The sequence below is a fragment of the Salinivibrio sp. YCSC6 genome (assembly GCF_004916735.1).
In the GTDB taxonomy this organism is placed as follows: domain Bacteria; phylum Pseudomonadota; class Gammaproteobacteria; order Enterobacterales; family Vibrionaceae; genus Salinivibrio; species Salinivibrio proteolyticus.
Genome location: NZ_CP039516.1, coordinates 1,435,587 through 1,460,488, shown reverse-complemented (window position 1 = coordinate 1,460,488; position 24,902 = coordinate 1,435,587). Strand labels below are relative to the sequence as shown.

General features: G+C 49.8%; 20 protein-coding genes. 11 read left to right on the top strand and 9 right to left on the bottom strand.

What is annotated here, in order from left to right; genetic code table 11:
* Nucleotides 1-4: 4 nt before the first annotated feature.
* The 4 genes from E8E00_RS06630 to E8E00_RS06615 all read right to left on the bottom strand — a co-directional run bounded on the left by E8E00_RS06630 (nucleotide 5) and on the right by E8E00_RS06615 (nucleotide 4,068).
* Complete coding sequence (locus E8E00_RS06630) at nucleotides 5-652, bottom strand: hypothetical protein (RefSeq protein WP_077456730.1); 648 nt, start codon at nucleotides 650-652, stop codon at nucleotides 5-7.
* 176 nt (nucleotides 653-828) lie between these two features.
* A complete protein-coding gene (prc, locus tag E8E00_RS06625) occupies nucleotides 829-2,835 on the bottom strand; it encodes a carboxy terminal-processing peptidase (RefSeq protein ID WP_096628413.1) in 2,007 nt (668 codons plus the stop codon).
* 17 nt (nucleotides 2,836-2,852) lie between these two features.
* Complete coding sequence (proQ, locus tag E8E00_RS06620) at nucleotides 2,853-3,494, bottom strand: RNA chaperone ProQ (protein ID WP_069589069.1); 642 nt, start codon at nucleotides 3,492-3,494, stop codon at nucleotides 2,853-2,855.
* A 115-nt stretch (nucleotides 3,495-3,609) separates the two neighbouring features.
* Nucleotides 3,610-4,068, bottom strand: coding sequence for a GAF domain-containing protein (locus tag E8E00_RS06615; protein WP_069589071.1), 459 nt, complete (start codon nucleotides 4,066-4,068; stop codon nucleotides 3,610-3,612).
* 76 nt (nucleotides 4,069-4,144) lie between these two features.
* Here E8E00_RS06615 and E8E00_RS06610 point away from each other — a divergent pair, with 76 nt between their 5' ends.
* The 4 genes from E8E00_RS06610 to rsmF all read left to right on the top strand — a co-directional run bounded on the left by E8E00_RS06610 (nucleotide 4,145) and on the right by rsmF (nucleotide 11,387).
* The gene (locus tag E8E00_RS06610) at nucleotides 4,145-5,932 is read left to right on the top strand and encodes an ABC transporter ATP-binding protein (protein WP_096628416.1); all 1,788 of its coding nucleotides are present in this window, start codon (nucleotides 4,145-4,147) and stop codon (nucleotides 5,930-5,932) included.
* A 1-nt stretch (nucleotide 5,933) separates the two neighbouring features.
* Entirely contained in the window at nucleotides 5,934-7,193 is a 1,260-nt protein-coding gene (locus E8E00_RS06605; RefSeq protein ID WP_096628419.1) for a paraquat-inducible protein A, read from the top strand.
* Complete coding sequence (locus tag E8E00_RS06600; protein WP_096628422.1) at nucleotides 7,156-9,792, top strand: PqiB family protein; 2,637 nt, start codon at nucleotides 7,156-7,158, stop codon at nucleotides 9,790-9,792. The genes E8E00_RS06605 and E8E00_RS06600 overlap by 38 nt, the downstream gene beginning before the upstream one ends.
* A 146-nt stretch (nucleotides 9,793-9,938) precedes the next feature.
* Nucleotides 9,939-11,387, top strand: coding sequence for a 16S rRNA (cytosine(1407)-C(5))-methyltransferase RsmF (rsmF, locus tag E8E00_RS06595; RefSeq protein WP_096628425.1), 1,449 nt, complete (start codon nucleotides 9,939-9,941; stop codon nucleotides 11,385-11,387).
* Nucleotides 11,388-11,564: 177 nt separating this feature from the next.
* Here the strand turns inward: rsmF and E8E00_RS06590 are convergent, their stop codons facing one another.
* The gene (locus tag E8E00_RS06590; RefSeq protein WP_077479166.1) at nucleotides 11,565-12,398 is read right to left on the bottom strand and encodes a S1 RNA-binding domain-containing protein; all 834 of its coding nucleotides are present in this window, start codon (nucleotides 12,396-12,398) and stop codon (nucleotides 11,565-11,567) included.
* A gap of 189 nt (nucleotides 12,399-12,587) precedes the next feature.
* On the opposite strand from E8E00_RS06590, the gene E8E00_RS06585 reads away from it, so the two are divergent.
* The 3 genes from E8E00_RS06585 to E8E00_RS06575 all read left to right on the top strand — a co-directional run bounded on the left by E8E00_RS06585 (nucleotide 12,588) and on the right by E8E00_RS06575 (nucleotide 15,824).
* On the top strand, nucleotides 12,588-14,057 hold the full coding sequence (locus tag E8E00_RS06585) for a YdiU family protein (RefSeq protein WP_096628428.1): 1,470 nt from the start codon (nucleotides 12,588-12,590) through the stop codon (nucleotides 14,055-14,057).
* A 176-nt stretch (nucleotides 14,058-14,233) separates the two neighbouring features.
* Nucleotides 14,234-15,292, top strand: a complete 1,059-nt coding sequence (locus tag E8E00_RS06580; RefSeq protein ID WP_096628431.1) for a 3-deoxy-7-phosphoheptulonate synthase — start codon at nucleotides 14,234-14,236, stop codon at nucleotides 15,290-15,292.
* Between the two features lie 49 nt (nucleotides 15,293-15,341).
* A complete protein-coding gene (locus E8E00_RS06575; RefSeq protein WP_096628434.1) occupies nucleotides 15,342-15,824 on the top strand; it encodes a YajQ family cyclic di-GMP-binding protein in 483 nt (160 codons plus the stop codon).
* Between the two features lie 75 nt (nucleotides 15,825-15,899).
* Here E8E00_RS06575 and E8E00_RS06570 read toward each other — a convergent pair whose 3' ends face one another.
* On the bottom strand, nucleotides 15,900-16,637 hold the full coding sequence (locus tag E8E00_RS06570; protein WP_069588540.1) for an ABC transporter substrate-binding protein: 738 nt from the start codon (nucleotides 16,635-16,637) through the stop codon (nucleotides 15,900-15,902).
* Nucleotides 16,638-17,151: 514 nt separating this feature from the next.
* On the opposite strand from E8E00_RS06570, the gene E8E00_RS06565 reads away from it, so the two are divergent.
* From E8E00_RS06565 to E8E00_RS06550, 4 genes are all read left to right on the top strand, one after another.
* Nucleotides 17,152-18,843, top strand: coding sequence for an NAD-dependent malic enzyme (locus E8E00_RS06565; RefSeq protein WP_096628437.1), 1,692 nt, complete (start codon nucleotides 17,152-17,154; stop codon nucleotides 18,841-18,843).
* 119 nt (nucleotides 18,844-18,962) lie between these two features.
* On the top strand, nucleotides 18,963-19,622 hold the full coding sequence (locus E8E00_RS06560; RefSeq protein ID WP_096628440.1) for a vancomycin high temperature exclusion protein: 660 nt from the start codon (nucleotides 18,963-18,965) through the stop codon (nucleotides 19,620-19,622).
* A gap of 210 nt (nucleotides 19,623-19,832) precedes the next feature.
* On the top strand, nucleotides 19,833-21,203 hold the full coding sequence (locus tag E8E00_RS06555) for a DASS family sodium-coupled anion symporter (protein WP_069588535.1): 1,371 nt from the start codon (nucleotides 19,833-19,835) through the stop codon (nucleotides 21,201-21,203).
* A gap of 127 nt (nucleotides 21,204-21,330) precedes the next feature.
* A complete protein-coding gene (locus E8E00_RS06550; protein ID WP_069588533.1) occupies nucleotides 21,331-22,410 on the top strand; it encodes a ketoacyl-ACP synthase III in 1,080 nt (359 codons plus the stop codon).
* A gap of 83 nt (nucleotides 22,411-22,493) precedes the next feature.
* Here E8E00_RS06550 and nagK read toward each other — a convergent pair whose 3' ends face one another.
* The 3 genes from nagK to E8E00_RS06535 all read right to left on the bottom strand — a co-directional run bounded on the left by nagK (nucleotide 22,494) and on the right by E8E00_RS06535 (nucleotide 24,731).
* Complete coding sequence (gene nagK / locus E8E00_RS06545) at nucleotides 22,494-23,399, bottom strand: N-acetylglucosamine kinase (RefSeq protein WP_069588531.1); 906 nt, start codon at nucleotides 23,397-23,399, stop codon at nucleotides 22,494-22,496.
* A 106-nt stretch (nucleotides 23,400-23,505) separates the two neighbouring features.
* Entirely contained in the window at nucleotides 23,506-24,252 is a 747-nt protein-coding gene (locus E8E00_RS06540) for a tRNA-uridine aminocarboxypropyltransferase (protein ID WP_096628442.1), read from the bottom strand.
* A gap of 134 nt (nucleotides 24,253-24,386) precedes the next feature.
* Nucleotides 24,387-24,731, bottom strand: a complete 345-nt coding sequence (locus E8E00_RS06535) for a DUF3802 family protein (RefSeq protein WP_069588527.1) — start codon at nucleotides 24,729-24,731, stop codon at nucleotides 24,387-24,389.
* Between the last annotated feature and the right edge of the window lie 171 nt (nucleotides 24,732-24,902).

Genomic DNA, 24,902 nt, shown 5'->3' with positions numbered 1-24,902 from the left:
CGCACTATTGCCGTTCCAGAATCGCTTCCATCCCAAACACATCATTGGTTAACCGCAAGGTATCTGCCGCCAGTTGGAATTGCGATGAGTGCCGGCCGTTACGGTAGATCAACATTAGGTTATCGCCTTCCACCAAATAGACCCCGCGATGAGTGACTGAGCTCCCATCATCCCCGCGCACCTGCATCGCGAATAAGAAGTCAGGCCGTAATTGCAGCGATACTCCGTCAACGTGTTCACTCACATCTTCGCCTGAGATGCTGTGGGAACGCCACAAACCGCTTAAATCTTCTGGCAGGAGCTTGGTAAAGACCGCACCTTGCAGTTGCAATTGGTTATGATTGAGCTGATAGGCATGCCGCTGCTCGATGCCTTCATTATCGTACAGGCGTAATATGTTCTCGTTGATGTCGTACTGCCCAGCAGCGGTTTCGAGTTGTCCATCATGACGCAACAAATCGATACGAAACTCGTAATTGGAATTAAAAGACAGATTAATCGCTTTGTAAGGATGTGGAGCTTGCTCAACGGGCATGTCGCTAAACCAATACCAATCTCCCAGCAGTAATGGGAAATCCACGCGAGAGAGCTCTTCGCTACGAACCGGAAGCGACACGATAATCGCTAACATACACCCAAGTAAGAGACGCATAACTCACCCCACTGACCGTTATTCCTATCAATAAGGTTAGACGCAGATCTCAAAATGCTACAATTTTTTGATATTGATCTCGTTTTATCGGTTCATCAACATCGGCACGTCATCTCCATGTCATAAAAAAAGCCTAGGCAATTGCCTAGGCTTGTCGTGACACCAACCGAGGATGATCAACGGTTAGCGATTAGGGAGGCAAGATCATTGGTAATGCTCGCCGCTTCCTCTAAGTAGGCGTCCGGCTCTTCGTAATCCTTCGGCACATCCTCAAGCGATTTAAACGGCAGTTCGCCCATGGCTTTTTGACGTACATTTAAGCGCGCCAAACGTTCTTTATCCTCGCGATCCATTTCCTGCCGACGCACTTTCTCATTCAAGGAAATACTGTTTTTATCTTTTTCCTGCTGATAAAGCGCAATGTCTTCGCGGATAAAACCAAACTCACGGTCTGAAGCAATACGGGTTTGATGGCGCTTGGTCAACGCATCAATCACGTCATCAGGCAGCTTCATTGCCGAGTATTCCGCAGGGGCAATTTGATCCCATGGCAACGCATTGTCTTCCATGCTCTCACCGGTTTCATCGGGGGATACCGGCGATGGAAACGCAATGTCGGGTACCACGCCTTTATTTTGAGTACTGCCACCACTGATGCGATAGAATTTTTGAATGGTATATTGCACGTAACCTAAAGGCTTTTCGAACAAATCATAAATATGATTTAGCGAGCGGTGCTGCTGCACTGTACCTTTACCGAATGACTGTTCGCCAAGCACAATTGCACGGTGGTAATCTTGCATGGCCGCGGCAAAAATCTCTGACGCCGACGCACTGTAACGGTTAATCAGTACCGTCATCGGCCCGTTGTAGAAACTCTTGCCATCACTGTCATTATTGACCTTAACTCGACCGTAGCTATCGCGCACTTGCACAATCGGACCTTTGTCGATGAACAAGCCACTCAACGCTGTTGCTTCACTCAAAGCGCCGCCACCGTTATTACGCAAGTCCACCACAATACCACTGACATTTTGCGCGGTGAGCGCTGCCAACTCTTTCTTGGTATCTTCAGCCAAGCCGACATAAAAGCCCGGTACTGTCAGCACCCCTACTTTTTGATCGCCACGCTCAATCACGTCGGATTTAACCGCGCGGTCTTCTAGGCGGATTTTGTCACGAGTAATAGTGACGCTGTAACTTTTAGCGTTAGCGCCTTCAGGCAAAATCTGTAGCCGGACCTCACTTCCCTTCGGTCCTTTGATCAGCTCGACGACATCGTCGAGTCGCCAGCCAATCACATCCACCATCGCCTCGTCTTCTTGACCGACACCGATAATGCGATCTCCCGGCGATAACTGTTTAGACTTAGAGGCAGGGCCACCGGCCACCAGCGAGCGAATCACTGTATATTCATCTTTCACCTGTAACACCGCACCAATCCCTTCGAGTGACAGGTTCATCTCAGATTGGAACTGCTCAGCATTACGTGGAGAGAGATAGCTAGTGTGCGGGTCCACTTCTCGCGCAAAGGCGTTCATGTAGACTTGAAACACATCTTCACTGTGACTTTGAGTGAGACGCTTCAATGCGCTGTTATAGCGCTTACCTAGGGTTTCGCGAATATCGTCATCGTCTTTCCCCGTAAGACGGAGATTCAACGCATCATTTTTAATCCGCTTATCCCAAATCGCATCGAGTTCTTGCTCATTGGCCGCCCAAGGCAGTTCGGTGCGATCGAGGACCATTGACTCGTCTTTAGAGAAATCAAACGGCTTATCGAGAACCTCGAGTGCGTATTGGTATCGCTCAAAGCGCTTTTTGAGCACCAAATTATAGATTTCGTAGGCCGCGTCGGTTTCCCCCTCTTTGAGCTGATCGTCCAGCCGGTCTTTCCAACGCGATAAGGTATCGACATCGCTCTGGGTTAAAAAGACACGGTTGTAATCTAACGTCTCGAGATAACGCTCAAAGATCCCGGCCGAGAAAGCATCGTCGAGAGAAAACTGCTTGTAATGCGAGCGAGTAAAGCGCGAGGTGACACGCTTTGAAGCGGTTTTGTGTTGGGGTTCAGCGGAAAGTGTTGGCAAATCACTGAGTTGAAAGTTGGCCTCTACGGCCTGGGCAGACGCTGCCAGCATCAAGCTGGCAGCGATAGCCGAAAAGCGGCGTCGACAAAACATGCGTCGAGGAGTCTCCTTTAGGCGCTGAGGTGCTCCGCTTTCACTAACATGGTCAAACCGTTAGTAAGACGAACACGCACCTCATCCTTGTTAATTTCAACAATGGTCGCTGGTAGATTACCATTGCCCATGTTCACATTTACGTCTTTTCCTACGACAACGTCGCTGGCGCTGAGTTCGCGACGTGGCTCTTTAGCTTTCTTAGTCATTTTAGCTGGCTTTGGTTTACTCGTACGAGCTTTTGCCGTTTGAGCTGCCGCTTTTTTGCCTTTGGCTGGCGTTTTGCCTTGACCGTCTGCTTTTTTCGCTTGTTGCTTACGACGTTCCGCCGCACGCGCTTTGCTTTCAGCAAGAGTTTGAGCCGCGTGATCAATATGCTCTTGTTCTAGCTCGCCACACGCGTTGCCATCAAGATCGACGCGTGACGCACCCGGTTTCACGCTGTGCAGATAACGCCAGGAAGACGTGTACTGGCGAAGCGCGGCTCGCAATTGGGTTTTGCTTACCTTAGGGTCATCATTCAAGCGTTCTGCAAGATCTTGAAAAATGCCAATTTTTAGTGGCTTGGCTTCGCCTTCTACAGTAAAACATTTAGGGAAACGTTCAGCAATGTAGGCAATGACTTCTTTGCTGTTCGCGAGCTTTTCAGTATTTTCCATGTTTTTTCCTGGCCTGCTGTAGTCAAGCTGCAGCAGAATATCTACGTGTATTTAAGTATGAAAGTGGTGCGTATTATAGATACCTGATATTAAAAAACTACCGAGATTGACGAAATTACAGGTGTTTTTGCATTTCTTTGACCAAGGTAGTCAGGCCCTGTTCATCTTCTTGGTCAAAACGACCCACGGTTGGGCTATCAATATCAAGCACAGCTTGGAGTTGGTTGTCGATTCTAACCGGGACGACAAGTTCAGCGTTACTGGCGGCATCACAGGCGATATGCCCCTCAAATGCGTGTACGTCTTCAATCCGCATGACTTTATCTTGGCTAAAGGCGGCACCGCAAACCCCTTTTTCAAATGGGATCCGAACGCACGCCGGCAGGCCCTGAAATGGTCCCAACACCAACTCTTTGCCATCACTCAAGTAAAAACCCACCCAGTTAATGTCTTCAAGTTGGCTATTCAGTAATGCGCTCACGTTCGCCAGTTTTGCAATCAAACTTGGCTCGCCCTCACATAAAGCAACCGCTTGTTGGGTTAACAGACGGTAAAAATCAGCTTTGTTTTCCATAATTCACTGCATCTCAAACAACAAGACCATTACAATAGAAATAATCCAAAGACATTTCAATTGAGTATCTTGATTTATGATTACTTGGCGCTGGCTTCTTGACCAAGCCCGACCTCATCGTACCCGCCTGATTTGGGCCAATATTGTGGCAATTGCCGCCACCTTGATCAGCGTGCCCATTCCCTTACTGATGCCTTTACTGGTCGATGAAGTGCTGCTCGATAAACCCGATTGGGGGCTCGCGGTGCTAAACCACGTATTGCCACAAGCTTGGCAACATGCCGCTTTTTATATCGCGACGGTACTTGTCATTGTGGTGTTGATGCGTGCCACCAGCCAAGCGCTTAACATCCTTCAAAGCCGTCAGTTCACCCTGGTCGGCAAAGCCATTACCTATAAAATTCGTCAACACCTGATTGCGAAATTAGGCCGTGTGAGCATGCAAGAGTATGAACTGCGCGGCAGTGGCGGGTTAACGTCTCATTTGGTGACCGATGTCGAAACCATTGATAAATTTATTGGTACTACGCTGAGTAAGTTTATTATCGGCATTCTCACCGTAATGGGCACCGCGGTGGTGCTTTTGTGGCTGGATTGGCGGTTAGGGCTTTTTATTTTGCTCATCAACCCGATCGTGGTTGCCTTAAGTCGCGCTCTAGGCCAACGGGTTAAACATCTTAAAAAACGAGAAAACCAAGCATTTGAGCGCTTCCAGCAACGTCTCGTCGATACACTCGATGGGCTTTACCAACTCCGCGCCGCCAACCGAGAGCGTGAATACCTTCACCAATTGGATCAAAGTGCAGGCGATATTAAGGTCAGTGCCGATAAATATGCTTGGCAGTCAGAGGCCGCGGGACGCTTATCATTTTTGATGTTTTTGATTGGCTTTGAACTTTTCCGCGCTGTGGCGATGGGCATGGTCTTTTTTAGTGATCTGACCATTGGCCAAATGTTTGCTGTGTTCGGCTATCTTTGGTTTATGTTGGGTCCGGTTCAGGAACTGTTAGGGATCCAGTTTGCATGGTATAGCGCTAAAGCAGCCATGAATCGAGTCAACGATGTGTTGAGTTTGCAAGAAGAGGCACGCCGTCCTGACGGCCAAAATCCAAGTGATAGCGACAATACAGCCTTGGATATCGAGATTGAGGATCTGCACTTCGCCTATGATGAAGATAAATCTGTTCTCAATGGCTTGAATATGCATATTCCAGCGGGACAGCGTGTCGCATTGGTCGGCGCCAGTGGTGGCGGTAAGTCAACGTTAATCCAATTGCTACTGGGCCTTTATCCGGTTGAACGCGGCGATATTCGCTATAACGGCTATTCGATCAATCAGCTTAATTTAGCCGCGCTTCGCCAACAGATTGCGGTGGTACTACAACAACCCATGTTGTTTAACGATACCCTACGTAATAATTTGAGCTTGGGGCGAGATGTAACTGATAGCGAGCTTTGGCACGCGCTAGAACAGGCGCAACTTGGCGATGTCGTGAATAAGCTCACTCAAGGGCTAGATACACCGCTAGGACGACAAGGGATCCGTTTATCGGGCGGGCAACGTCAACGCGTCGCCATCGCGAGAATGTTGCTTGGCGACCCGAAACTGGTCATTCTAGATGAAGCTACATCGGCATTGGATACCGCAACAGAGCGGGCATTGCACCAAGCGATGCATACCTTCTTAGCCGGTCGCACCACCCTGATTGTCGCGCATCGGCTCTCTGCGGTGAAAGAAGCGGATTTGATTTATGTGCTGGAGGATGGCCAAGTCACCCAAAAAGGCACCCACGGCGAGTTGGTGACCGCCCCGGGTGTTTACCAAACGCTTTATGGCACCATTCAACAGGCAGCAGGGAAGTAGCATGCGCACGCAATCGGTCACTCGTCTTGAGCCCCAACCACGGACAGGGTTAATTCGCTGTCCCGGTTGCGATCTCGTGTTGACCGGTTGCGAGACCGATTGGGATCACCTTGCCATCTGCCCACGCTGCGCCACCAAATTACAGCAGGGACGTCGATTATCGTTTAACGGTGAGTTGGCCATTGCGCTAACCGTACTGGTGCTATTTTTCCCCGCCCATGGGCTACCGCTGTTATCAATCAATCTATTAGGCAAGGATATTAGCGCATCGGTGCTGACTGGCGCGAACCTTCTATGGACCAGCTATCCCTTTGTCACTGCGCTGGTGGTCTTTTGTGCCAGCCTTGCACCACTCCTTTTTACCTTAGCCATTCTGGTCATGCACTTGGCGCGCCGTCACGGCAACATTCGCCTTTTCCGGCCTACCGTGACGCTGATTGACCACCTCCGTCATTGGGTCATGGCAGATGTGTTTATGGTTAGCTTGGCGATTGCGTGCTTTAAAATCCAAGACTACGCCGAACTACGCTTTTCATTGGGGCTCGCCTGCTACGCCACGCTACAAATTCTGCTTTCGGTATTGCTTGTACGTGTTAATACCCGACGCTACTGGGATGCGTTCTTAGCCCCTAAACCTGTCACCAGTATCCATAATTTGATTCGTTGCGATCACTGTGGCTTGACGCAATACCACGGTACTCAAACCCATTGCCAACGTTGTGAGCGTCCCCTACACGTTCGCCTGCTACGCAGCGAGCAAAAAACATGGGCGTGTCTGCTCACCGCTGCGGTCTTTTTGTTGCCCGCCAACCTTTATCCAATCTCGATTTTTTTCTCGAACGGCATCCGACTCGAAGACACGATATTTTCTGGCGTTGCCAGCCTGATTAACAATGGTATGCCGGGAATAGCGGCGATAATTTTTACCGCCAGTATCATTGTGCCGGTAGCAAAGATTCTCGGACTTGGTTTCATTCTGATTAGCTTGCATACCTCTGTCGCCATTACACCTCGCCAACGCATGTGGCTTTATAGAAGCGTGAAATGGATTGGCAAGTGGTCAATGATGGACTTATTCGTGATTGCATTTATGGTCGCGCTCGTTGATCGTGGCCGCATTATGGACTTTACACCCGGCCCTGGCGCCATTGCTTTTGGTATTGTGGTGGTACTCACTATGCTGGCCACTGACCTTCTTGATACGCGTTTGATATGGGATCATCATGAGCGACAAACACGACGTGCCGACGCCAACCATTAAGACTACCTATGGCCTTTCTCCTTTATGGATCCTGCCCATCTTGGCGCTAGGCTTAGCGGGATGGCTCGTTTTTCAATCCATTAATGAAGCCGGACAGCGGATTCAAATTCTATTCAGCGATGCGCAAGGCTTAGAAGCGGGACGAACAACTATTCGTTACCAAGGGCTCGAAGTCGGCAAAGTTCGCAATATCACCTTGGCAGATGATCTCAATGGTATTTATGTCGATGCCACAATTTATCCAGAGGCCAAGCAGTTACTGACGACCGGCAGTGAGTTCTGGTTAGTGAAACCACGCGCGTCGTTAACGGGGATCAGCGGCCTTGAAACACTGGTGTCGGGGAATTACATCGCCCTTCAGCCGGGAACGGGTGAACCTAGCCTTCACTTTACCGCACGTGATGAGCCCCCCGCTGAGATGACGGACAAAGCTGGCACGACCTTTAAGCTCCACGCACCGACCTTGGGCTCGCTCAATATCGGCTCGCCACTTTATTACCGTAAAATCCAAGTCGGAGAGATCTACAGTTATCGTCTTGATGATGATAATCAAGGCGTCACCCTGTCTGCATTGATCAAACCTGAGTTCAGTTCATTGGTGAAGCAAGACACGCGGTTTTGGTCCGTTAGTGGTTTGAAAGCGAATGTCGATCTGTCTGGGGTCGATGTTGAACTTGATAGTCTTGCCAGCTTGGTGGCCGGCGGTGTGACGTTTGATTCACCGAGTACCAGCCGACAAGCGTCGCATAATGATAGCTTTCGGTTATACCCAAGCCTGAGTGCGGCCGAACGAGGTCAAACCATTGAAATAGCTTTGCCCACCAACCACGGTATTCAAGGCGCCGGCGCCCGAGTGACCTATCAAGGACTGCAGATCGGTGAGATTACCGAGATTCGCATCGACCCTGACAGCCAAAACGCGTCTGCCACAGCCGCCATTGACCCGAGTATGCTGTGGCTGTTCAATCAAGAGACCCAAATCACCATCGAACAACCACAGATTGGTTTTAACGGTCTTAAAAATATCGGCAACCTGGTGTTGGGGAACTTCTTATCCGTGGTGCCCGGCTCCCCTGATGCTCCGGCCGTTGATAGTCATTATCGCTTCTCAGCCAGCACGTGGCAGCAGCAACAAAAAGAGGCCGCCGATGCCTTGGTAGTTACGCTCGACGCCGATGACGCTTACGGCCTTACGCCTCGTACCAAAGTGCTCCATCGCGGCATTCAGGTGGGCTTTATTGACCACATCGGCCTCAACGAAAGTGACACCGTCACGATAAAAGCGGTGATCTATCCGCAATACCGCCACCTGGTCAAACAACAATCGCAATTCTTTATATTAGGGGGAATTACCGGTGAGTTGAGCGGCAATGGGCTCGATGTGGTAGTGCCTGCTATGGAGCAAATCGCCGATCCCGCATTAAGCTTTACTAGCCAAGGCAAGCAAGGTGTACGCGATAGCTATCCGCTCTATACCTCACGTATCCAAGCCAAACACGCACGAGAAGACGCGCAAGGCAAAACCCGCTTTACCCTAGTGGCTGATGCACTGCCAAGCATTAACGAGGGCAGTCCGGTCATGTATCGCAATTTTATCGTCGGGCAAGTGGAAGGCTACCAGCTGAATGGCAAAAGCGTCACGATATCGATTGCCGTGAACAATCGCTATCGCCACCTGATAAACCGCGACACAGTATTTTGGAACCAATCCGGTCTCGACATCAAAGCCAACTTAAGTGGCGTAGAAATCAACACAGGCTCGCTTCGTTCTTTACTCAGTGGCGGTATCGCCTTTGGCTCTATGCCGGGCATTAGCAACAAACGCCAAGGCGACTGGAAGCTCTACCCCTCACGAAAAGACGCAGCACGTTACGGGGTCGATATTGTACTCAACACGGACGAAGCCAAAGGGTTAAAGGTTGGCAGCGCAATCCGCTATCAAGGGGTAGATGTTGGCGAGATTACCCAGCTAGAGCCGGATTTTAAGACTCAATCAGTCCGCGTACACGGTCGTTTGTATCCTGAGTATAAAAATGAGCTCGCCCGTCAAGGGAGCTATTACTGGCTAACCCAGCCAGTACTCAGCCTAACAAAAACTGAGAACCTAGATTCTTTGTTTGGAACCTATATTTCAGTCGTGCCCGGTGCGGGCGAATTCAAGCAGCAATTCAAATTACATGCTTCACCCAAATACCCGCGGGGCCTGTCACTCGTGCTTGAAAGTGATGCACGTCATTCCATTACTGTTGGCACCCCAATCCTCTATCGCGATATGGAGGTAGGCACTGTCTCCAAAGTGCAATTGGGTGAGTTTGCTGACCGCGTTTTATTCAGTGTTCAGATCACGCCGCAGTATGCACATCTGGTGCGAGAAAACACGGTGTTTTGGAATCAATCCGGCGTGGATGTGTCGATTGGTTTGACCGGTGCCAACCTAAAAAGCGGCACCATTGATAGCCTACTGAAAGGTGGAATCGCCTTTGCAACGCCCGACACCTCTCCGTTGGCCCCCAAAGCTAACGACAAACGCCACTACTTGTTACATCGTGAACCCAAAGCGGAATGGGTTGCATGGCGCACGGCGATCCCCAAGCCCTAGCGCTATCTTTTCGGGCAGCCATTTTCTTTGGCTGCCCTTTTTGAGCAAAATTACCGACTTTCTCCTCCCGCGACCTACACTCAAGACCAAGATCTGTTTACAATCTTGCGCTGCTAATTTTGAGTTAATCAACAAGAGATCCTGTTTTGCACCCCAATATCTCACTGCCAGAGGCTTTCTTAGCCCAAATACAGGCGACAATGCCCTCGCACCTCTCTATGGAGGAGTTTGTTGCTGCCTGTCAGCGTCCTCTGCGCCGCAGTATTCGTGTCAATACGTTAAAAATTTCCGTCGATGCATTTAAGCAACGTGCCGCAGAACATCATTGGACACTGACTCCCGTACCTTGGTGTGACACAGGGTTTTGGATTGAGCGACAAGACGATGACAAAGTGCCATTAGGCAATACGGCTGAACACATGGCGGGACTGTTTTATATTCAAGAAGCAAGCTCGATGATGCCGGTCACTGCCTTGCTGGCAGGCGAGCATGAACCGGGCCAAGCCCCTGATTGGCAACATGTGCTTGATGTTGCGGCCGCGCCGGGCTCAAAAACCACGCAGTTGGCAGCCTCCATGCAAAACAGCGGTATTTTGGTCGCGAATGAGTTTTCAGCGAGCCGCATCAAAGGGCTACATGCCAATGTACAACGCTGTGGGGTAAGAAACGTTGCACTGACCCACTTTGATGGCCGTGTATTCGGCGGCTGGCTACCCGAGCAATTTGACGCCATTCTGCTCGACGCGCCCTGCTCTGGCGAAGGAACCATTCGCAAAGATCCTGATGCGATGAATAACTGGAGCCTTGCCTCAGTGGATGACATTGCACAGACCCAACAAGCTCTGATTGATAGCGCGTTTCACGCACTGAAACCAGGCGGCGTGCTGGTGTATTCAACCTGTACCTTGAACCACACCGAAAATCAGTCGGTTTGCCACTGGCTCAAGCAAACTTACGGTGACGCTGTCACTTTTGAGTCACTGAAGGATTTATTCCCGGGTGCCGAACAAGCCCTAACCGACGAAGGCTTTTTACATCTCTACCCTCAGATTTTTGACAGCGAGGGCTTTTTTGTCGCCCGCATTCGTAAACATGCATCCGCCACTCCACCAAGCGTAAAAAAGCGACTGGGCAAATTTCCATTTTCACTGGCGAGTCAAAAAGACAGTCAACAGATAAGCGCCACCTTTAAAAAGGAACTTGGGCTATCGCTGCCGGATGCGGCCACGCTATGGTTGCGTGACAAAGAGGTATGGCTTTTCCCTTCAGCTATCGAACCTATGTTAGGCGAAGTGAAGTTTGACCGCATTGGGATCAAGTTAGCCGAAACCCACCGCAAAGGTTATCGCTGGCAACACGAGGCGATTATCGCACTGAGCACCCAGTCACTCGCTGAATGTAAAACCATTGCGCTCACCAAGACACAAGCCGTTGAATGGTATCAAGGACGCGACATTTGGCCCGAGCAAACGCCAGAAAAAGGCGATGTCATTGTGACCTATCAAGGAGACGTGCTCGGACTCGGCAAATGGGTCGGCAATCGGATTAAAAATGGTCTACCTCGCGATCAAGTTCGCGATAGCAACTTGTTTTAATCGATATGAAATGGTGTTGATAATAGTTCGCAGGGAAAGAAACTGGCAAAGCTGTATTGATAAACTACACTTTAATGGAATCACAACCTAAATTGGCATCTGGCTCCAATGAGCCCTTTCCCTGAGCTCGGAACAGGACGTTCCGAGCCTTTTTTTGCTTTGTCTTGCGTGACGCCGTCACTTAACGCGGTAAATGCCATCCGCTTCAATACGAATCTTGCGTTGCTTGTACAAGCCACCCAAGGTCTTTTTAAAGGTCGCTTTACTGGTGCGGAACAAGGCAAAAATCGCATCCGGGGAGCTTTTGTCGTTAAGCGGCAAAAATCCCCCTTTTTTATCTAGGGTTTGCAAAATTTTATCGCTTAAATCATCAACCCGCGCTTTACCGTGTTTCTGTAGAGCAAGATCCAACTTACCATCGTCGCGCACCGTTTTCACAAACGCACTCAACTTCTTACCGATAAACAGCTTCCCGAACGCTTCAGCGCGATAAATAAGCCCCCAGTGCTGATTATTCACCACACACTTAAAGCCGAGATCCGTGATATCCGTAATGATTACCGACACTTTGTCGCCCGCTTTTAAACGCGGCTTTTCGTCGCTGATAAACTTGTTGAATTTACGGCTAGCGACGATACGGCCCGAGGCTTTATCCGTGTAGACGCGAACCACATAAGGTTTACCCTCTTCCATTCGCGTACGTTGCTCACTAAAAGGCACCAACAAGTCTTTGCTCAAGCCCCAATCGACAAACGCGCCAACCGAATTGACACCAACACAGCGCAAAGATGCAAACTCACCCACTTGAGCCAATGGCGTTTCAGTAGTGGCGATAATATCGTCTTCGGAATCGAAATAGATAAACACCTTGAGCTCGTCGCCGACACGGGTATTTTCAGGGACGTACCGGGTTGGCAGCAAAATATTGCCGAACTCATCACCATCAAGAAACACCCCGAAGTCTGCCTGCTTCACTACCGTCAATGTGTTGTATTGGCCTAGTTTAATCATTGTCTCAACGCTGTAGAAAGTAATGGCGGTGAGTATACGCAATTTCATCTTGATATGCGCAGCCAAAACACCACTCAAACGGATAAAAATCCATCAAGCACTGCCTATTTCCCGCTATACCCCTACTTTCTGTCTCTTGTTAGCGACGCAATCCCTGTTAGGCTTGAGTGAAGACCATAGGGGGAATTCATGGCAGTATTTAACGGCTCACATATCAGCTTTAGTTTTAGCCAGCTTGGCAGTGCATTTGGCGAACACGTCACGCCAACCGCGCTCGAAAACGGTCGGCTTTTCACCTATAACGCCGAAGTGGCAAAACAGCTTGGATTGAATGAATCCGAGCTCACCTCGGAGGCGTTTCGGGCAATTTTATCCGCAGAGCAGCCGTTAGCCGGCCGAACACCGTTTGCGATGAAATACACCGGTCACCAGTTTGGTCAATATAACCCCGCGCTCGGCGATGGCCGTGGTGTCTTGTTAGGGGAATGGCGCGATGCCGATGGCACCTTGTGGGATTGGCACCTAAAAGGGGCGGGAAAAACGCCATACAGCCGCCACGGTGATGGACGAGCGGTGTTACGCTCGACGCTCCGCGAGTATCTCGCCAGTGCCGCCATGACAGGACTCAACATTCCGACCACACGGGCACTTGCGATGGCCACCAGCGACACCCCAGTCATGCGCGAACGCATCGAAACTGCCGCAACGCTACTTCGCGTTACCGAGAGTCACGTCCGTTTTGGCCACTTCGAGTACTTGTTTTACAGTCAGCAGCATGAGGCGCTAGGCACGCTGGCCGACTATGTGATTGCACGTCATTTCCCTGAACTGGCCGAGGCCGAAAAACCCTATGCGGCACTGCTACAAGAAATTGTTGAACGAACGGCGGACATGATTGCCCAGTGGCAAGCCATCGGCTTTAACCACGGTGTGATGAATACCGATAATATGTCGATTCTCGGCCAGACCTTCGATTACGGCCCTTATGCCTTTTTAGACGATTTCGACCCAGGTTATATCTGCAACCATTCCGATTACAGTGGTCGCTATGCATTTAATCAGCAACCTGCCATCGCACTTTGGAATCTGTCCGCACTGGGCTATGCCTTTACGCCTCTCGTGGATAAGGATGTGATTAACGATATTCTTGGCGGCTTTGAACATCGACTACAAGTTGCCTATAGCCGCGCCATGCGCGATAAGCTGGGCTTGTCCGACGCACAGCCATCAGACAGTGACTTGTTTAATCAGCTCTTTGCATTGCTAGAGGAAAACCAAACCGACTATACGTGCTTTTTCTATCAACTCAGTCAGTATCGCGGTGACGCACTCCTAACAGCCGGCACCCTGAACCAGTTCAAACCCATCTGCCAAGACACGCAGGCATTAACCGAATGGCTATCCGCGTACCAACAGCGCGTGCATACACTGGATGATGCGACTCGTCTGGCCTGCATGCAGCGCACCAATCCAAAGTATATTTTACGCAACTATTTGGCCCAAGCGGCCATCGAGGCAGCTGAAAAAGGCGACTTACAACCAACCCATGACTTAATGACGGTACTTGCCCATCCCTTTGATGAGCACCCGTCGCTCGCGCACTTGGCCAACCCGCCAACGGATGACAATAAAGGCCTCGCATTGAGCTGTTCGTCCTAACTATCGGTGACTGATGACGGGCAAAAAATTAGCTTGTCGTCAGCCCTAACCAGCATTTTTCTGGTCAAAATCGCCTTAAAAACGCTACGGATATCACATTCATGCTTTCAAGGGCCGCGATTTTTGCTATCTTACTGGCTTCGCAACAGATTAAGATGTGAGGAAGGCTGTCCTCTATGCCACTGAAAACCGATGAACTTCGCACCCGCGTGGTTGATACCATGCCCACGCCCGCAGAGGTGGAAGCCGCCCACCCCATCAGCGACAATGTTGCTCACCATATTACTGCTTCGCGTCATGCAATCAGCCAAATTCTTAATGGCCATGACCCGCGCCTACTTGTGGTGATTGGGCCTTGCTCCGTGCACGATCCTGACGCTGCACGCGAGTACGCCAAACGGTTAAAAGGGTTGGCAGAGACTTACTCCGATCAGTTACTGATTGTCATGCGTACCTACTTTGAAAAGCCGCGCACGGTTGTCGGTTGGAAAGGTTTGATAAACGATCCTCACCTTGATGGGAGCGGTGATATTCGTGCTGGGCTGTTCACTGCCCGTGAGTTGTTACTCGATATCAATAAAATGGGTTTACCCACTGCGACCGAGTTTCTCGATATGATCACCGGCCAATATATTGCCGACTTGATCAGCTGGGGGGCCATCGGTGCGCGTACAACCGAGTCTCAAATCCATCGCGAAATGGCATCCGCCTTGTCTTGCCCAGTAGGGTTTAAGAATGGCACTGATGGCAATATTCGTATCGCTGTCGATGCCATTCGTGCGAGCCGTGAGTCACACCTGTTTTGCTCGCCAGACAAGCATGGCACCATGACCATTTATCGCACAGCGGGTAACCCTGATGGCCACGTTATCTTACGTGGCGGCCATCAACCCAATTACTACCAAAAAGATGTGCAAGCGGCCTCAGAAACCTTATCGAGCTTCGGGTTGCCGGCCAAATTAGTGGTAGACTTTAGCCATGGCAACTGCCAGAAACAGCATCGCCGTCAGTTAGATGTCGCAGAGGATATTGCGACGCAACTGGCTAACGGGAGTACCGCCATTGCGGGTATTATGGCAGAAAGCTTTTTAGAAGAAGGCAACCAACCTATGGGTGATAGCGCGTCGCGCCGATATGGCCAGTCTATTACCGACCCTTGCCTTGGCTGGCAGGATACTGAACGCTTGCTTGAGCGACTGGCCGCTGCAAGTGCTAAGCGACATCAAGCCTATTAATTATTTGATCAGCGACATGACATTTGTCATGTGAGAAAAGGACAGAACTATGCCCTCTTTTGATATTGTGTCTGAAATCGACAAGGTTGAATTGAAGAACGCCGTAGATAATGCAAGTCGCGAATTGGCGACGCGTTTTGATTTTCGTGGCGTTGAAGCAAGCTTCGAGCTGGACAAAGAAACCGTGAAAGTCACTGCAGAAGCGGATTTCCAACTCAACCAGATGATGGATATCCTGCGTAATAACCTTGCCAAACGTGGCGTGGATTCGCGTGCCATGGATATTCAAGATATAGTGCACTCAGGCAAAAGCTTCTCGCAGCAAGTGAAATTCAAAAATGGCATTGAAACCCCCGTTGCCAAGAAAATCACTAAAGCAATCAAAGACGCCAAAATGAAAGTACAAACACAAATTCAAGGCGAACAAGTCCGAGTAACCGGTAAAAAACGCGATGATCTTCAAGCGGTGATTCAGCTGGTAAAAGACAGTGATTTTGAGCAGCCGTTCCAGTTCGAAAACTTTCGCGACTAATGTGCAACATCTGCCACAAAAAACGGGCCATTTGGCCCGTTTTGCTTGTAAGGACAGTGTCGTTATCAGCTAACACTACTTATACTGGCTTTTGATTTCATCGAGCGCCCCGCTTGCAATCGCTTTATCTACCCCAGCTTGCAATTTCTCTACATAGCTATCAGGGGTGCTTTTGCTCAGGCTATAATACAATTGCGCTTCACTCAGCACATACACCACTTCAAACTGACTTGTGTCCACATTGTTTTGACTCATGATGAAGGAGCTGACGTTTTCTTCATACGCCCACATATCTACGCGGCCCGCTGCGAGCTGTTTAGCCAGCAAGTCTGCTTTAGGTGAGAGACGCAATGCGTTATCGCTAACGCCTAGGCTGCGCAACAAATGCTCACCGACATCGTCACGTACCACCCCAACTTTGTAGTTGGCAAAGTCGCTGCCGCTGTTAATGGTGATCCCTTTACTTTTCGGTGCCCACACGACAATTTTGGTATCTGTGATGGGACCTACCCACTTAAACTTATCTTCGCGCTCTTCCGTTCGGGTGGTTGAAAACAGTACCGTGTTTGGCTCAGACAATGCGGTAGCATAGCCACGCGCCCAAGGTTGGATCTTAACTTGATCACGGGTAATCGGCTCACCCGCTGCTTCGGTAGCCGCTTCGAGGAAATCCACGGCAATCCCTTTCAACTGCCCGTTCTCTTCATAGTTAAAAGGGGGGTAAACCTCAGTGATATAATTCAAGTCGCTTAGGTTGGCAGCAACTGTCGTAGTTGAAAACACCAGTAAACTGGCGGCGATGAGTGACTTCATTGGACTACCTCTTTGTTGTTCATTCCATAAAAACAGACGCCCAGCCAATATTATTATTCGGGTAACCCGTACTTATATGTGACGCCATTTCTTGGTTGCCACAACATGGTGTTCATGCGGTTGTGGTTTAACCACATACAAGCACCGTGCTAACCGTTATCATTGGTGAGTATAGTCAGCGAAAAATCACCCTGCGTAATTTTAAACACGCCTGTGAGTTATTCCCCAAGTTTGTTTTCTGACAATTCAACACCTTGATGCATATAGCGATATCTCACGCTTGCGCGTTAATACGAATGTTTACACTCAGCACACGCAAAAACATGATGGCTGACGCCCACATCCACGCAAAAAAGTTGAATTGGGTCACCATTAATGACTAAACTTTACCTCTTGTTTCATATAATTGCTCAATTAGTCCGCATTAATAATGCGTACTTTAACGATTAAGGTTATCGAGTGAGCAATAAAGTCAGTCATATTCCAGCCTGGACAATGCCGAGTCTGATAATCCATGAATAATCAAAAGCGACCTCTTTACATTCCCTATGCGGGGCCTGCGTTACTCGAAACTCCGCTTCTCAACAAAGGCAGTGCGTTTAGCGTCGAAGAACGTAAGTTTTTTAACCTCGAGGGCTTGCTACCCGATGCCATTGAAACCATTGAAGAGCAGACCGAGCGCGCCTACCAGCAGTACCAACGCTTTGAAAACGATATCGATAAGCACATTTACTTGCGCAATATTCAAGATACCAACGAGACATTATTTTATCGCTTAGTGTCGAACCACATCACCGAAATGATGCCAATCATTTATACGCCAACGGTCGGTGCTGCCTGTGAGAACTTCTCTAATATTTATCGTCGAGGCCGTGGGCTTTTTATCTCTTATCCAAACCGCGATCGGATTGATGATGTTTTAAACAACGCATCACGCCACAACGTGAAAGTGATTGTCGTTACCGACGGTGAGCGAATTCTTGGTCTTGGCGACCAAGGCATCGGCGGCATGGGCATTCCAATCGGAAAGCTGTCTTTGTACACCGCATGTGGGGGCATTAGCCCAGCGTACACGCTTCCAATCGTGCTCGATGTAGGCACCAACAATCCACAACGTCTGTCAGATCCTATGTACATGGGGTGGCGCCATACTCGGATCAGCGGTCAAGATTACGACGACTTTATTGAAGAATTCATCCAAGCGGTGCAGCGTCGCTGGCCGGATGCACTCATTCAGTTTGAAGACTTCGCACAGAAAAATGCGATGCCTATTCTTGAGCGATACAAAGACAAAGTGTGCTGTTTTAACGACGATATCCAAGGGACGGCCGCCGTCACCGTGGGTTCGTTAATTGCTGCCTGTAAAGCCGCTGGCACCAAACTCTCCGAGCAGCGTATCACCTTCCTTGGAGCAGGTTCTGCCGGCTGTGGCATTGCTGAAGCCATCATTGCCCAAATGGTGTCGGAAGGGATTTCCGATCAAGAGGCGCGTACGCGTGTCTTTATGGTTGATCGCTGGGGCTTACTCATTGATGCCATGCCAAACCTACTCGACTTCCAGCAAAGACTGGTTCAAAAGAGCAGCGCATTAAAAGACTGGCAATTAGAAGACAATAATATCTCACTATTGGATGTGGTACGTAATGCCCAGCCAACCGTGCTCATTGGCGTCTCTGGGGCGCCGGGCCTCTTTACCGAAGAGGTTATTAAGGCCATGCATGATAATTGTAAACGGCCGATTATCTTCCCCCTATCAAACCCAACCAGCCGGGTCGAAGCCACTCCCTTTGACATTCTTCGCTGGACAGACGGCCAAGCACTGGTTGCGACAGGTAGTCCGTTTGAACCCGTGCGCCTAGACAATGGTAAAACCTTCCCAATCGCGCAATGTAACAACAGCTATATCTTCCCGGGTATCGGCCTTGGTGTCCTTGCAGTGGACGCCACTCGCGTGACCGATGGCATGTTAATGGCTTCTTCACGTGCACTTGCTGAATGTTCGCCATTAGCGAAGCGCGGCACCGGAGCCTTACTTCCTTCACTGGAAGATATCACTTATGTGTCAAAGCAAATTGCTTTTGCGGTTGCGAAACAGGCCATTGAAGAAGGCGTTGCCGCCGAGCTGTCTGATGAGGCATTGAAAAAACGCATTGATGATAGCTTCTGGGAACCCAGATACCGTGAGTATAAACGCACGTCGTTTTAACCAGCGGTTGACACAAAAAGCTCCTTTCGAGGAGCTTTTTTTGCTAGGATTCCATTCACTTGAGGCGCCAACCTTGACGCCTTATCCGCATGGCATTTCTGAAAGGGACAGTAAGTAGTATGGCGATCCGGCGCCTCGCACGATTGGTGTTTATCGCAGTGATTTTCGCACTGGTTACTATGGTAGCTAGTGACTTAGCGATCACACTCAATGCGCGTGACCGCGTTTACACCGACGTTGACGACCTGCCCAAACGTCAAGTGGCATTAGTGCTTGGTACCAGCAAGTATATTGGTAAAACCCCGAATCCTTACTATACCCACCGCATCGAGGCCGCAGAAGCACTGTATAAAGCGAACAAGGTGAGTCATTTACTCTTAAGCGGCGATAATGCGCACCGCTCCTATAATGAACCTTGGACCATGAAGCGCGATCTACTGAAAGCCGGGATCGCAGACGACGCTATTCACCTCGATTATGCTGGTTTTCGTACACTCGACTCCGTGGTTCGAGCCAAAACTGTGTTTAGCTTGGCCCGCTTTACCGTTGTCAGCCAGCAATTTCACTGTGAGCGAGCCTTATTTCTTGCTGACGTGAACAATATTGATGCGATTTGCTATGCCGTAGCAAGCCCACAAGGCTGGGCTGGCATAAAGATCCGTTTGCGTGAAGTGCTCGCACGTACTAAAGCCGTGTTAGATAGCTTTATCCTTAATGTGAAACCCAAGTTTACCGGCCCGAAAGAGCCAATTGATGGTGTCACAGCTACCGAATTGTAAATGGGTACAAATCCACCCTTTCTTTCTCTTTCCTCTCACAAATTTCACATCTTTTTAATCAAGCGTTCAAAAAGTAGCGTGCAATCGATTAACACCCTATTCAATAAGGCGTATATTAGCGCCGTCTGACACAGCAGGTTCTGTGCAGTGTTTAAAACATAATAATACGTGCCGCATTGCACGATGACGTTATAACAAAAAGGAAGCCCTATGGATGTGCAATCTTTGACCTCCCAATCCTCCGGGTTGGATAGAAAAGCGTGGATCCTATTTGCCGATATCGCACTCTTTTTCGCGCTGTACTACAGCCTACCCTTTGACCCTCAAGTGACCACAGGTCTTAGCCTTCTCGTCTTTATCGCGGTGCTCTGGCTAACTGAAGCTATCCATGTCAGCATCACTGCCATTCTCGTTCCCATTCTGGCGGTCGTCTTAGGGGTATTTGAAACCCCTGCGGCGATGGCGAATTTTGCTAACCCTATCATTTTCCTATTCTTGGGTGGCTTTGCCCTTGCCGCGGCATTGCAATCACAAGGGCTGGATCAAGCCATCGCCAATAAGGTACTGACGGTCGCGAAAGGAAAAATGTCCGTTGCCGTGATGATGCTGTTTGGGGTCACCGCGGCCTTGTCAATGTGGATAAGCAACACCGCTACCACGGCGATGATGCTGCCGCTTGTACTCGGCATTTTACGTAAAGTCAGTAACCAAAAAGATCATGGAACCTACGTGTTTGTGTTACTGGGGATTGCTTATTGCGCGAGTATCGGCGGGATTGCGACCATCGTCGGCAGCCCACCCAATGCGATTGCCGCAGCAGAAGCGGGACTGAATTTTGTTGGTTGGATGAAAATCGGATTGCCTATCACCTTGGTATTGCTGCCGATCGCCGTCTTGGTGCTCTATGTGCTGACCAAGCCTAATTTAAGCCATGCATTTGAGACAGAGAAGCGTCACTTCGAATGGACGCTGCCTCGCTTAGTCACCATGGGGATTTTTGCACTCACCGTCGCGGCATGGATCTTTAGCAAACCACTGAACAGCCTACTAGGCGGCCTCAGTAAGTTTGACTCCATCGTCGCGTTGTCTGCCATTGTGCTGCTGGGTGCTACCCGTGTCGTGAAATGGAAAGAGATCGAAAAGACTGCTGATTGGGGCGTTTTGCTCCTTTTCGGCGGCGGGATTTGTCTAAGCAACGTACTCAAAGCCACAGGGACAAGCCTATTTTTGGCTAACCACCTAAGCAGCGCCCTTACCGGCTCTGGCATCTTCTTCACCATGTTAGGTGTCGTCGCCTTTGTGATTTTCCTGACGGAATTTGCCAGCAATACCGCCAGTGCTGCCTTACTCGTCCCTGTGTTTGCCACTATTGCAGAAGCGTTAGGTGTTTCCCCTGTGGCGCTATCTGCACTGATTGCGATTGCGGCATCCTGTGCCTTTATGCTGCCGGTCGCGACACCGCCAAACGCCATTGTTTTTGGTTCCGGTCATATCGAACAGCGTGACATGATGCGTATTGGTTTGTACCTAAACATTATTTGTATCATGGTTTTAGCCGTCTTTACTTGGTTATTCTGGTAACCCTGTTCAATCACACTACCTAGCATATGCGCTAGGTAGTGTTTTTCTCCTCTACTCTCACCCCGAAATTGTTTCAATAGAGTTTCAGGTTTACACTATTGCGACGCTTCATTAACCGTAACTAACTATGGCATTTGCAGAAATTACAGGCTGGGGAAAGTGTCTTCCTCCGGCCGTGCTGACCAATGATGACCTCAGCACAATTATTGAAACAAACGATGAGTGGATCCGCTCCCGCACCGGTATTGAGTCACGCCGAGTCAGTCATGTTGAAACCTCAGATCTTGCCACCGTGGCCGCTCAACGTGCGCTGGCCGCTGCCGGGATTGAGGCAGCGCAGCTTGATCTACTGATTGTTGCAACCTGCTCACCGGATACCTTAATTCCTAACATTGCCTCCAAAGTCCAAGGTAATCTTGGTGCAGTGCGGGCGGCGGCATTTGATATGAATGCGGCCTGCACCGGCTTTCTCTATGGCCTAGAAACCGCAACCAAGATGCTTCAAGCCGGCCATTATCAGCATGCGCTGATCATCGGGGCTGAACACTTAACGTGGTACCTCGACTGGAGCAAACGTGATACTGCGGTGTTGTTCGGTGATGGCGCTGGCGCGGTGGTTATTAGTCAAACCGATCAAGAAGTGGGCCTTCTCGACGCACAGCTCGGATGCGACTCAGCAGGACGCGATGTGTTGGCAATTCCTGCTTTTGGCACCGCGATGGACAGATTTGATCCGCAAAATGGTCACTTCGCGTTTGACTTTATCGGCCGCGACATTTTTAAACGGGCTGTAAAAGGAATGGGGGCTGCCGCGAACCAAGTGTTATCGCGTAATCAGCTCAGCGCTGAACAAATTGACGTGGTGGTTCCTCACCAAGCCAATAAACGCATTATTGAAGCACTTTGTGACCACGCAGGCATTGGCCTAGATAAAGCATTTGTGAATATTCAGCACTATGGCAACACCTCGGCAGCAACCATTCCTATCGCACTCTGCGAAGCGGTGGAACAAGGTGTAGTGAAACCCCATAGCCAATTACTGACCGCCGCGTTTGGTGCTGGTTTAACTTGGGGAGCGGGATTGATTCGTTGGGGTGAACGCACCACGCCACTGCAACAATCGGATGCGGAATTACCCGCCACAGATAAAACCGCGCTCGAGCTACTTGCCTACGCGGTTGATCAATGTCAGAACCGCCAAGCCTAGCCCCAACGCTTGGTGCATCCGCACTCGCTAAAAAAAGCCGACAATCAAGTCGGCTTTTTGCTGCGTATTTTATCAGGCGTTGCTTAGTGAGCGAGATGCAAAAACGCCGCACCGCGTACGCCACCAGAATCACCGTGCTGTGCTTTCATCAGCATCGGTGGTTTTGCCGCGGACAAAAGGTGATGAGGAAGACGCTTGGGCAATTCGTGATAAATTTCATCAAAGTTAGACAAACCACCGCCTAGTACCACCATATCGGGATCAAACGCGGTTAACAGCCCACCAAAGCACATCGCCAACACATCAAAAAAGCGGTCAACAAACGCAACGGCATTCGTTTCGCCTAACCGGTATTGCTCGATAATCTCCACTGCAGATAGCGGCGCGTAATAATGAGCATAAAGTTGTTCAAACCCGCGTCCTGACAAGTAGTTATCGAGACAACCTTGATTACCACACCCACAGGCGAACATGGGTGGTTTATCTCCCAAGCGTAGCCAGGCATCAATAGGCATGCGCATATGACCCACTTCACCGGCCATTTGGTTTTTACCGTTGACCACCTTACCGTTAATCACCAAGCCACCACCAAACCCGGTACCCAGAATCAAACCAAGCACGGTTTTCGCTTCTTTGGCTTGCTCATCCCACGCTTCCGATAGCGCGAAGCAATTGGCGTCATTACTCACCCGCACCTCGCGACCGACGCGCGCTTCTAAATCCGCTCGCAAGTACATACCGTTTGCTGCTGGCACATTCACGGTTAACACCGTGCCGTCTGCCGCTTCTGATCCGGGAATGCCAATACCCACTGTCCCCTTTTCGCCGAACGTCGCGTCGTACTTTTCGACCAGCATGGCAAGGGTATCAATCAGGGCTGCGTAATCCTTAGTCGGTGTCGCATAGCGCTCAGTTGCTACACGATTGAGTTGTTTATCGAAGGCGCCAAATTCAATTTTGGTTCCGCCCACATCAAAGCCGTAATACATGGCCCAGCCACCTTTGTGTGTCGTTATTTATACAAATTATTATTCAGCAAACGGTCATAAATGTCCGTGAGCCGCAACATATTTCGTTACTTTAGAACAAGATATTTTATCCCGCGTAAGATGTTTGGTCACGCATCGCCATAAACTGGGTTAACGCATCTCCCTCAGGTAAGGTTTTTTGTCGCTTCCCAGCAATATAACGTTCGCGAAAGACATCAAACCACTGGCTTAAATGCACCGCGGCTCGGCGGTCACCCGCGTTTTCGAGCACGTGCGCTGCCACTTCTGCGGTCGCTAATTGGTTCTCTCCGTGTGCGTCACGGACTTGATAGCGTGATAATGCCTCAGGTTGAATACTCAAAACCGGAAAACGATCAAGCCAAGGGCTTTTTCTAAAGATTTTCTTCGCTTCTCGCCATGTGCCATCAATGACCACAAATAACGGACGTTTACCGCTAGGATGAGACTTTGGGGAAGAAACAACGCGAGACGGCTCAGCATATTGGGCGGGAAACACAATATAAGGCTGGTAAGCGGGATCGGCTAATCGCGTCAGCATCTCAGGATCTGGCTCAGTACGCGACCAAATATACGCCGAGGTATCAGGGATACAGTCAGCAATGAGTCGCCCCGTGTTACTCGGCTTGAGAACTTCGTCATCGTACATGATCAACATAAACGCGGCATTAGTCTCACACTGGCGACGGTATTCACACACACAATAGCGGCGAACCAACATGCATTGGGTACAACGTTCAACACCTGCACCTCGGGCAAGATAAGGTCGTGTGGCGCGAGCAAGACGCCTCTCGTATAAGCGGTGAACGGCATGGGAAGGGGTTGCGTCAGACATAAGGCAAGCAGGCAATAACGATAAAGGTGCCTATTATACGCAAAGTAAAATGAGATGCAGTGCGGAAAGAGGTTGTGCTGACAGGAAAAGAGCCCAGTCAACACTGAGCTCTGTGGCATGTAGTGATCTTTTGTTTAGCGCAGTTCAACCATAGCGCCATCAAACAAATTTTTGACGAGTGCAATGTACTCTTCCAAAAAGCCCACTTGTTCTGCCGTAACAGGTTGCTCCCAGCGTCCCGCGAGTACTTCTTCCATGTCTTCTACCACACGGTCAGCTTCTTTCAGGATGGTAAAGCGCAACGCTGACGAAAGGCCAGGATTCTGCTCGCATATAGTCATAATATTGGATGCGACCAAATCATGGACGATATCGGCAATCGTATCATCGCCAATGGCTTCGCCCGGTTGCTCAAACACAGAGAGATTAAACGCAAAATGCTCGATCAGTGCTTGATACCCGTCTGAGTCTACTACCATGATTACTTGTCCTTAGACTGTTCTAATGTCGCTATTGTATCGCGATCGTCAAGTGTATGCGCCTTTTGCGCACGAAATTAGAAAGCTAGTCACGCTTCTTCGTACACCGCTTAACGCTATGTATACTATAAGATAGCATTGTGTATAGCACGCCATGCGACCACGTCGAAC

Bases quoted from the DNA above. Each gene is read 5' to 3' on its own strand.
- E8E00_RS06630 (WP_077456730.1), bottom strand. From the start codon at position 652: ATGCGTCTCTTACTTGGGTGTATGTTAGCGATTATCGTGTCGCTTCCG.
- prc (WP_096628413.1), bottom strand. From the start codon at position 2,835: ATGTTTTGTCGACGCCGCTTTTCGGCTATCGCTGCCAGCTTGATGCTG.
- proQ (WP_069589069.1), bottom strand. From the start codon at position 3,494: ATGGAAAATACTGAAAAGCTCGCGAACAGCAAAGAAGTCATTGCCTAC.
- E8E00_RS06615 (WP_069589071.1), bottom strand. From the start codon at position 4,068: ATGGAAAACAAAGCTGATTTTTACCGTCTGTTAACCCAACAAGCGGTT.
- E8E00_RS06610 (WP_096628416.1), top strand. From the start codon at position 4,145: ATGATTACTTGGCGCTGGCTTCTTGACCAAGCCCGACCTCATCGTACC.
- E8E00_RS06605 (WP_096628419.1), top strand. From the start codon at position 5,934: ATGCGCACGCAATCGGTCACTCGTCTTGAGCCCCAACCACGGACAGGG.
- E8E00_RS06600 (WP_096628422.1), top strand. From the start codon at position 7,156: ATGAGCGACAAACACGACGTGCCGACGCCAACCATTAAGACTACCTAT.
- E8E00_RS06590 (WP_077479166.1), bottom strand. From the start codon at position 12,398: ATGATTAAACTAGGCCAATACAACACATTGACGGTAGTGAAGCAGGCA.
- E8E00_RS06585 (WP_096628428.1), top strand. From the start codon at position 12,588: ATGGCAGTATTTAACGGCTCACATATCAGCTTTAGTTTTAGCCAGCTT.
- E8E00_RS06580 (WP_096628431.1), top strand. From the start codon at position 14,234: ATGCCACTGAAAACCGATGAACTTCGCACCCGCGTGGTTGATACCATG.
- E8E00_RS06575 (WP_096628434.1), top strand. From the start codon at position 15,342: ATGCCCTCTTTTGATATTGTGTCTGAAATCGACAAGGTTGAATTGAAG.
- E8E00_RS06570 (WP_069588540.1), bottom strand. From the start codon at position 16,637: ATGAAGTCACTCATCGCCGCCAGTTTACTGGTGTTTTCAACTACGACA.
- E8E00_RS06565 (WP_096628437.1), top strand. From the start codon at position 17,152: ATGAATAATCAAAAGCGACCTCTTTACATTCCCTATGCGGGGCCTGCG.
- E8E00_RS06560 (WP_096628440.1), top strand. From the start codon at position 18,963: ATGGCGATCCGGCGCCTCGCACGATTGGTGTTTATCGCAGTGATTTTC.
- E8E00_RS06555 (WP_069588535.1), top strand. From the start codon at position 19,833: ATGGATGTGCAATCTTTGACCTCCCAATCCTCCGGGTTGGATAGAAAA.
- E8E00_RS06550 (WP_069588533.1), top strand. From the start codon at position 21,331: ATGGCATTTGCAGAAATTACAGGCTGGGGAAAGTGTCTTCCTCCGGCC.
- nagK (WP_069588531.1), bottom strand. From the start codon at position 23,399: ATGTATTACGGCTTTGATGTGGGCGGAACCAAAATTGAATTTGGCGCC.
- E8E00_RS06540 (WP_096628442.1), bottom strand. From the start codon at position 24,252: ATGTCTGACGCAACCCCTTCCCATGCCGTTCACCGCTTATACGAGAGG.
- E8E00_RS06535 (WP_069588527.1), bottom strand. From the start codon at position 24,731: ATGGTAGTAGACTCAGACGGGTATCAAGCACTGATCGAGCATTTTGCG.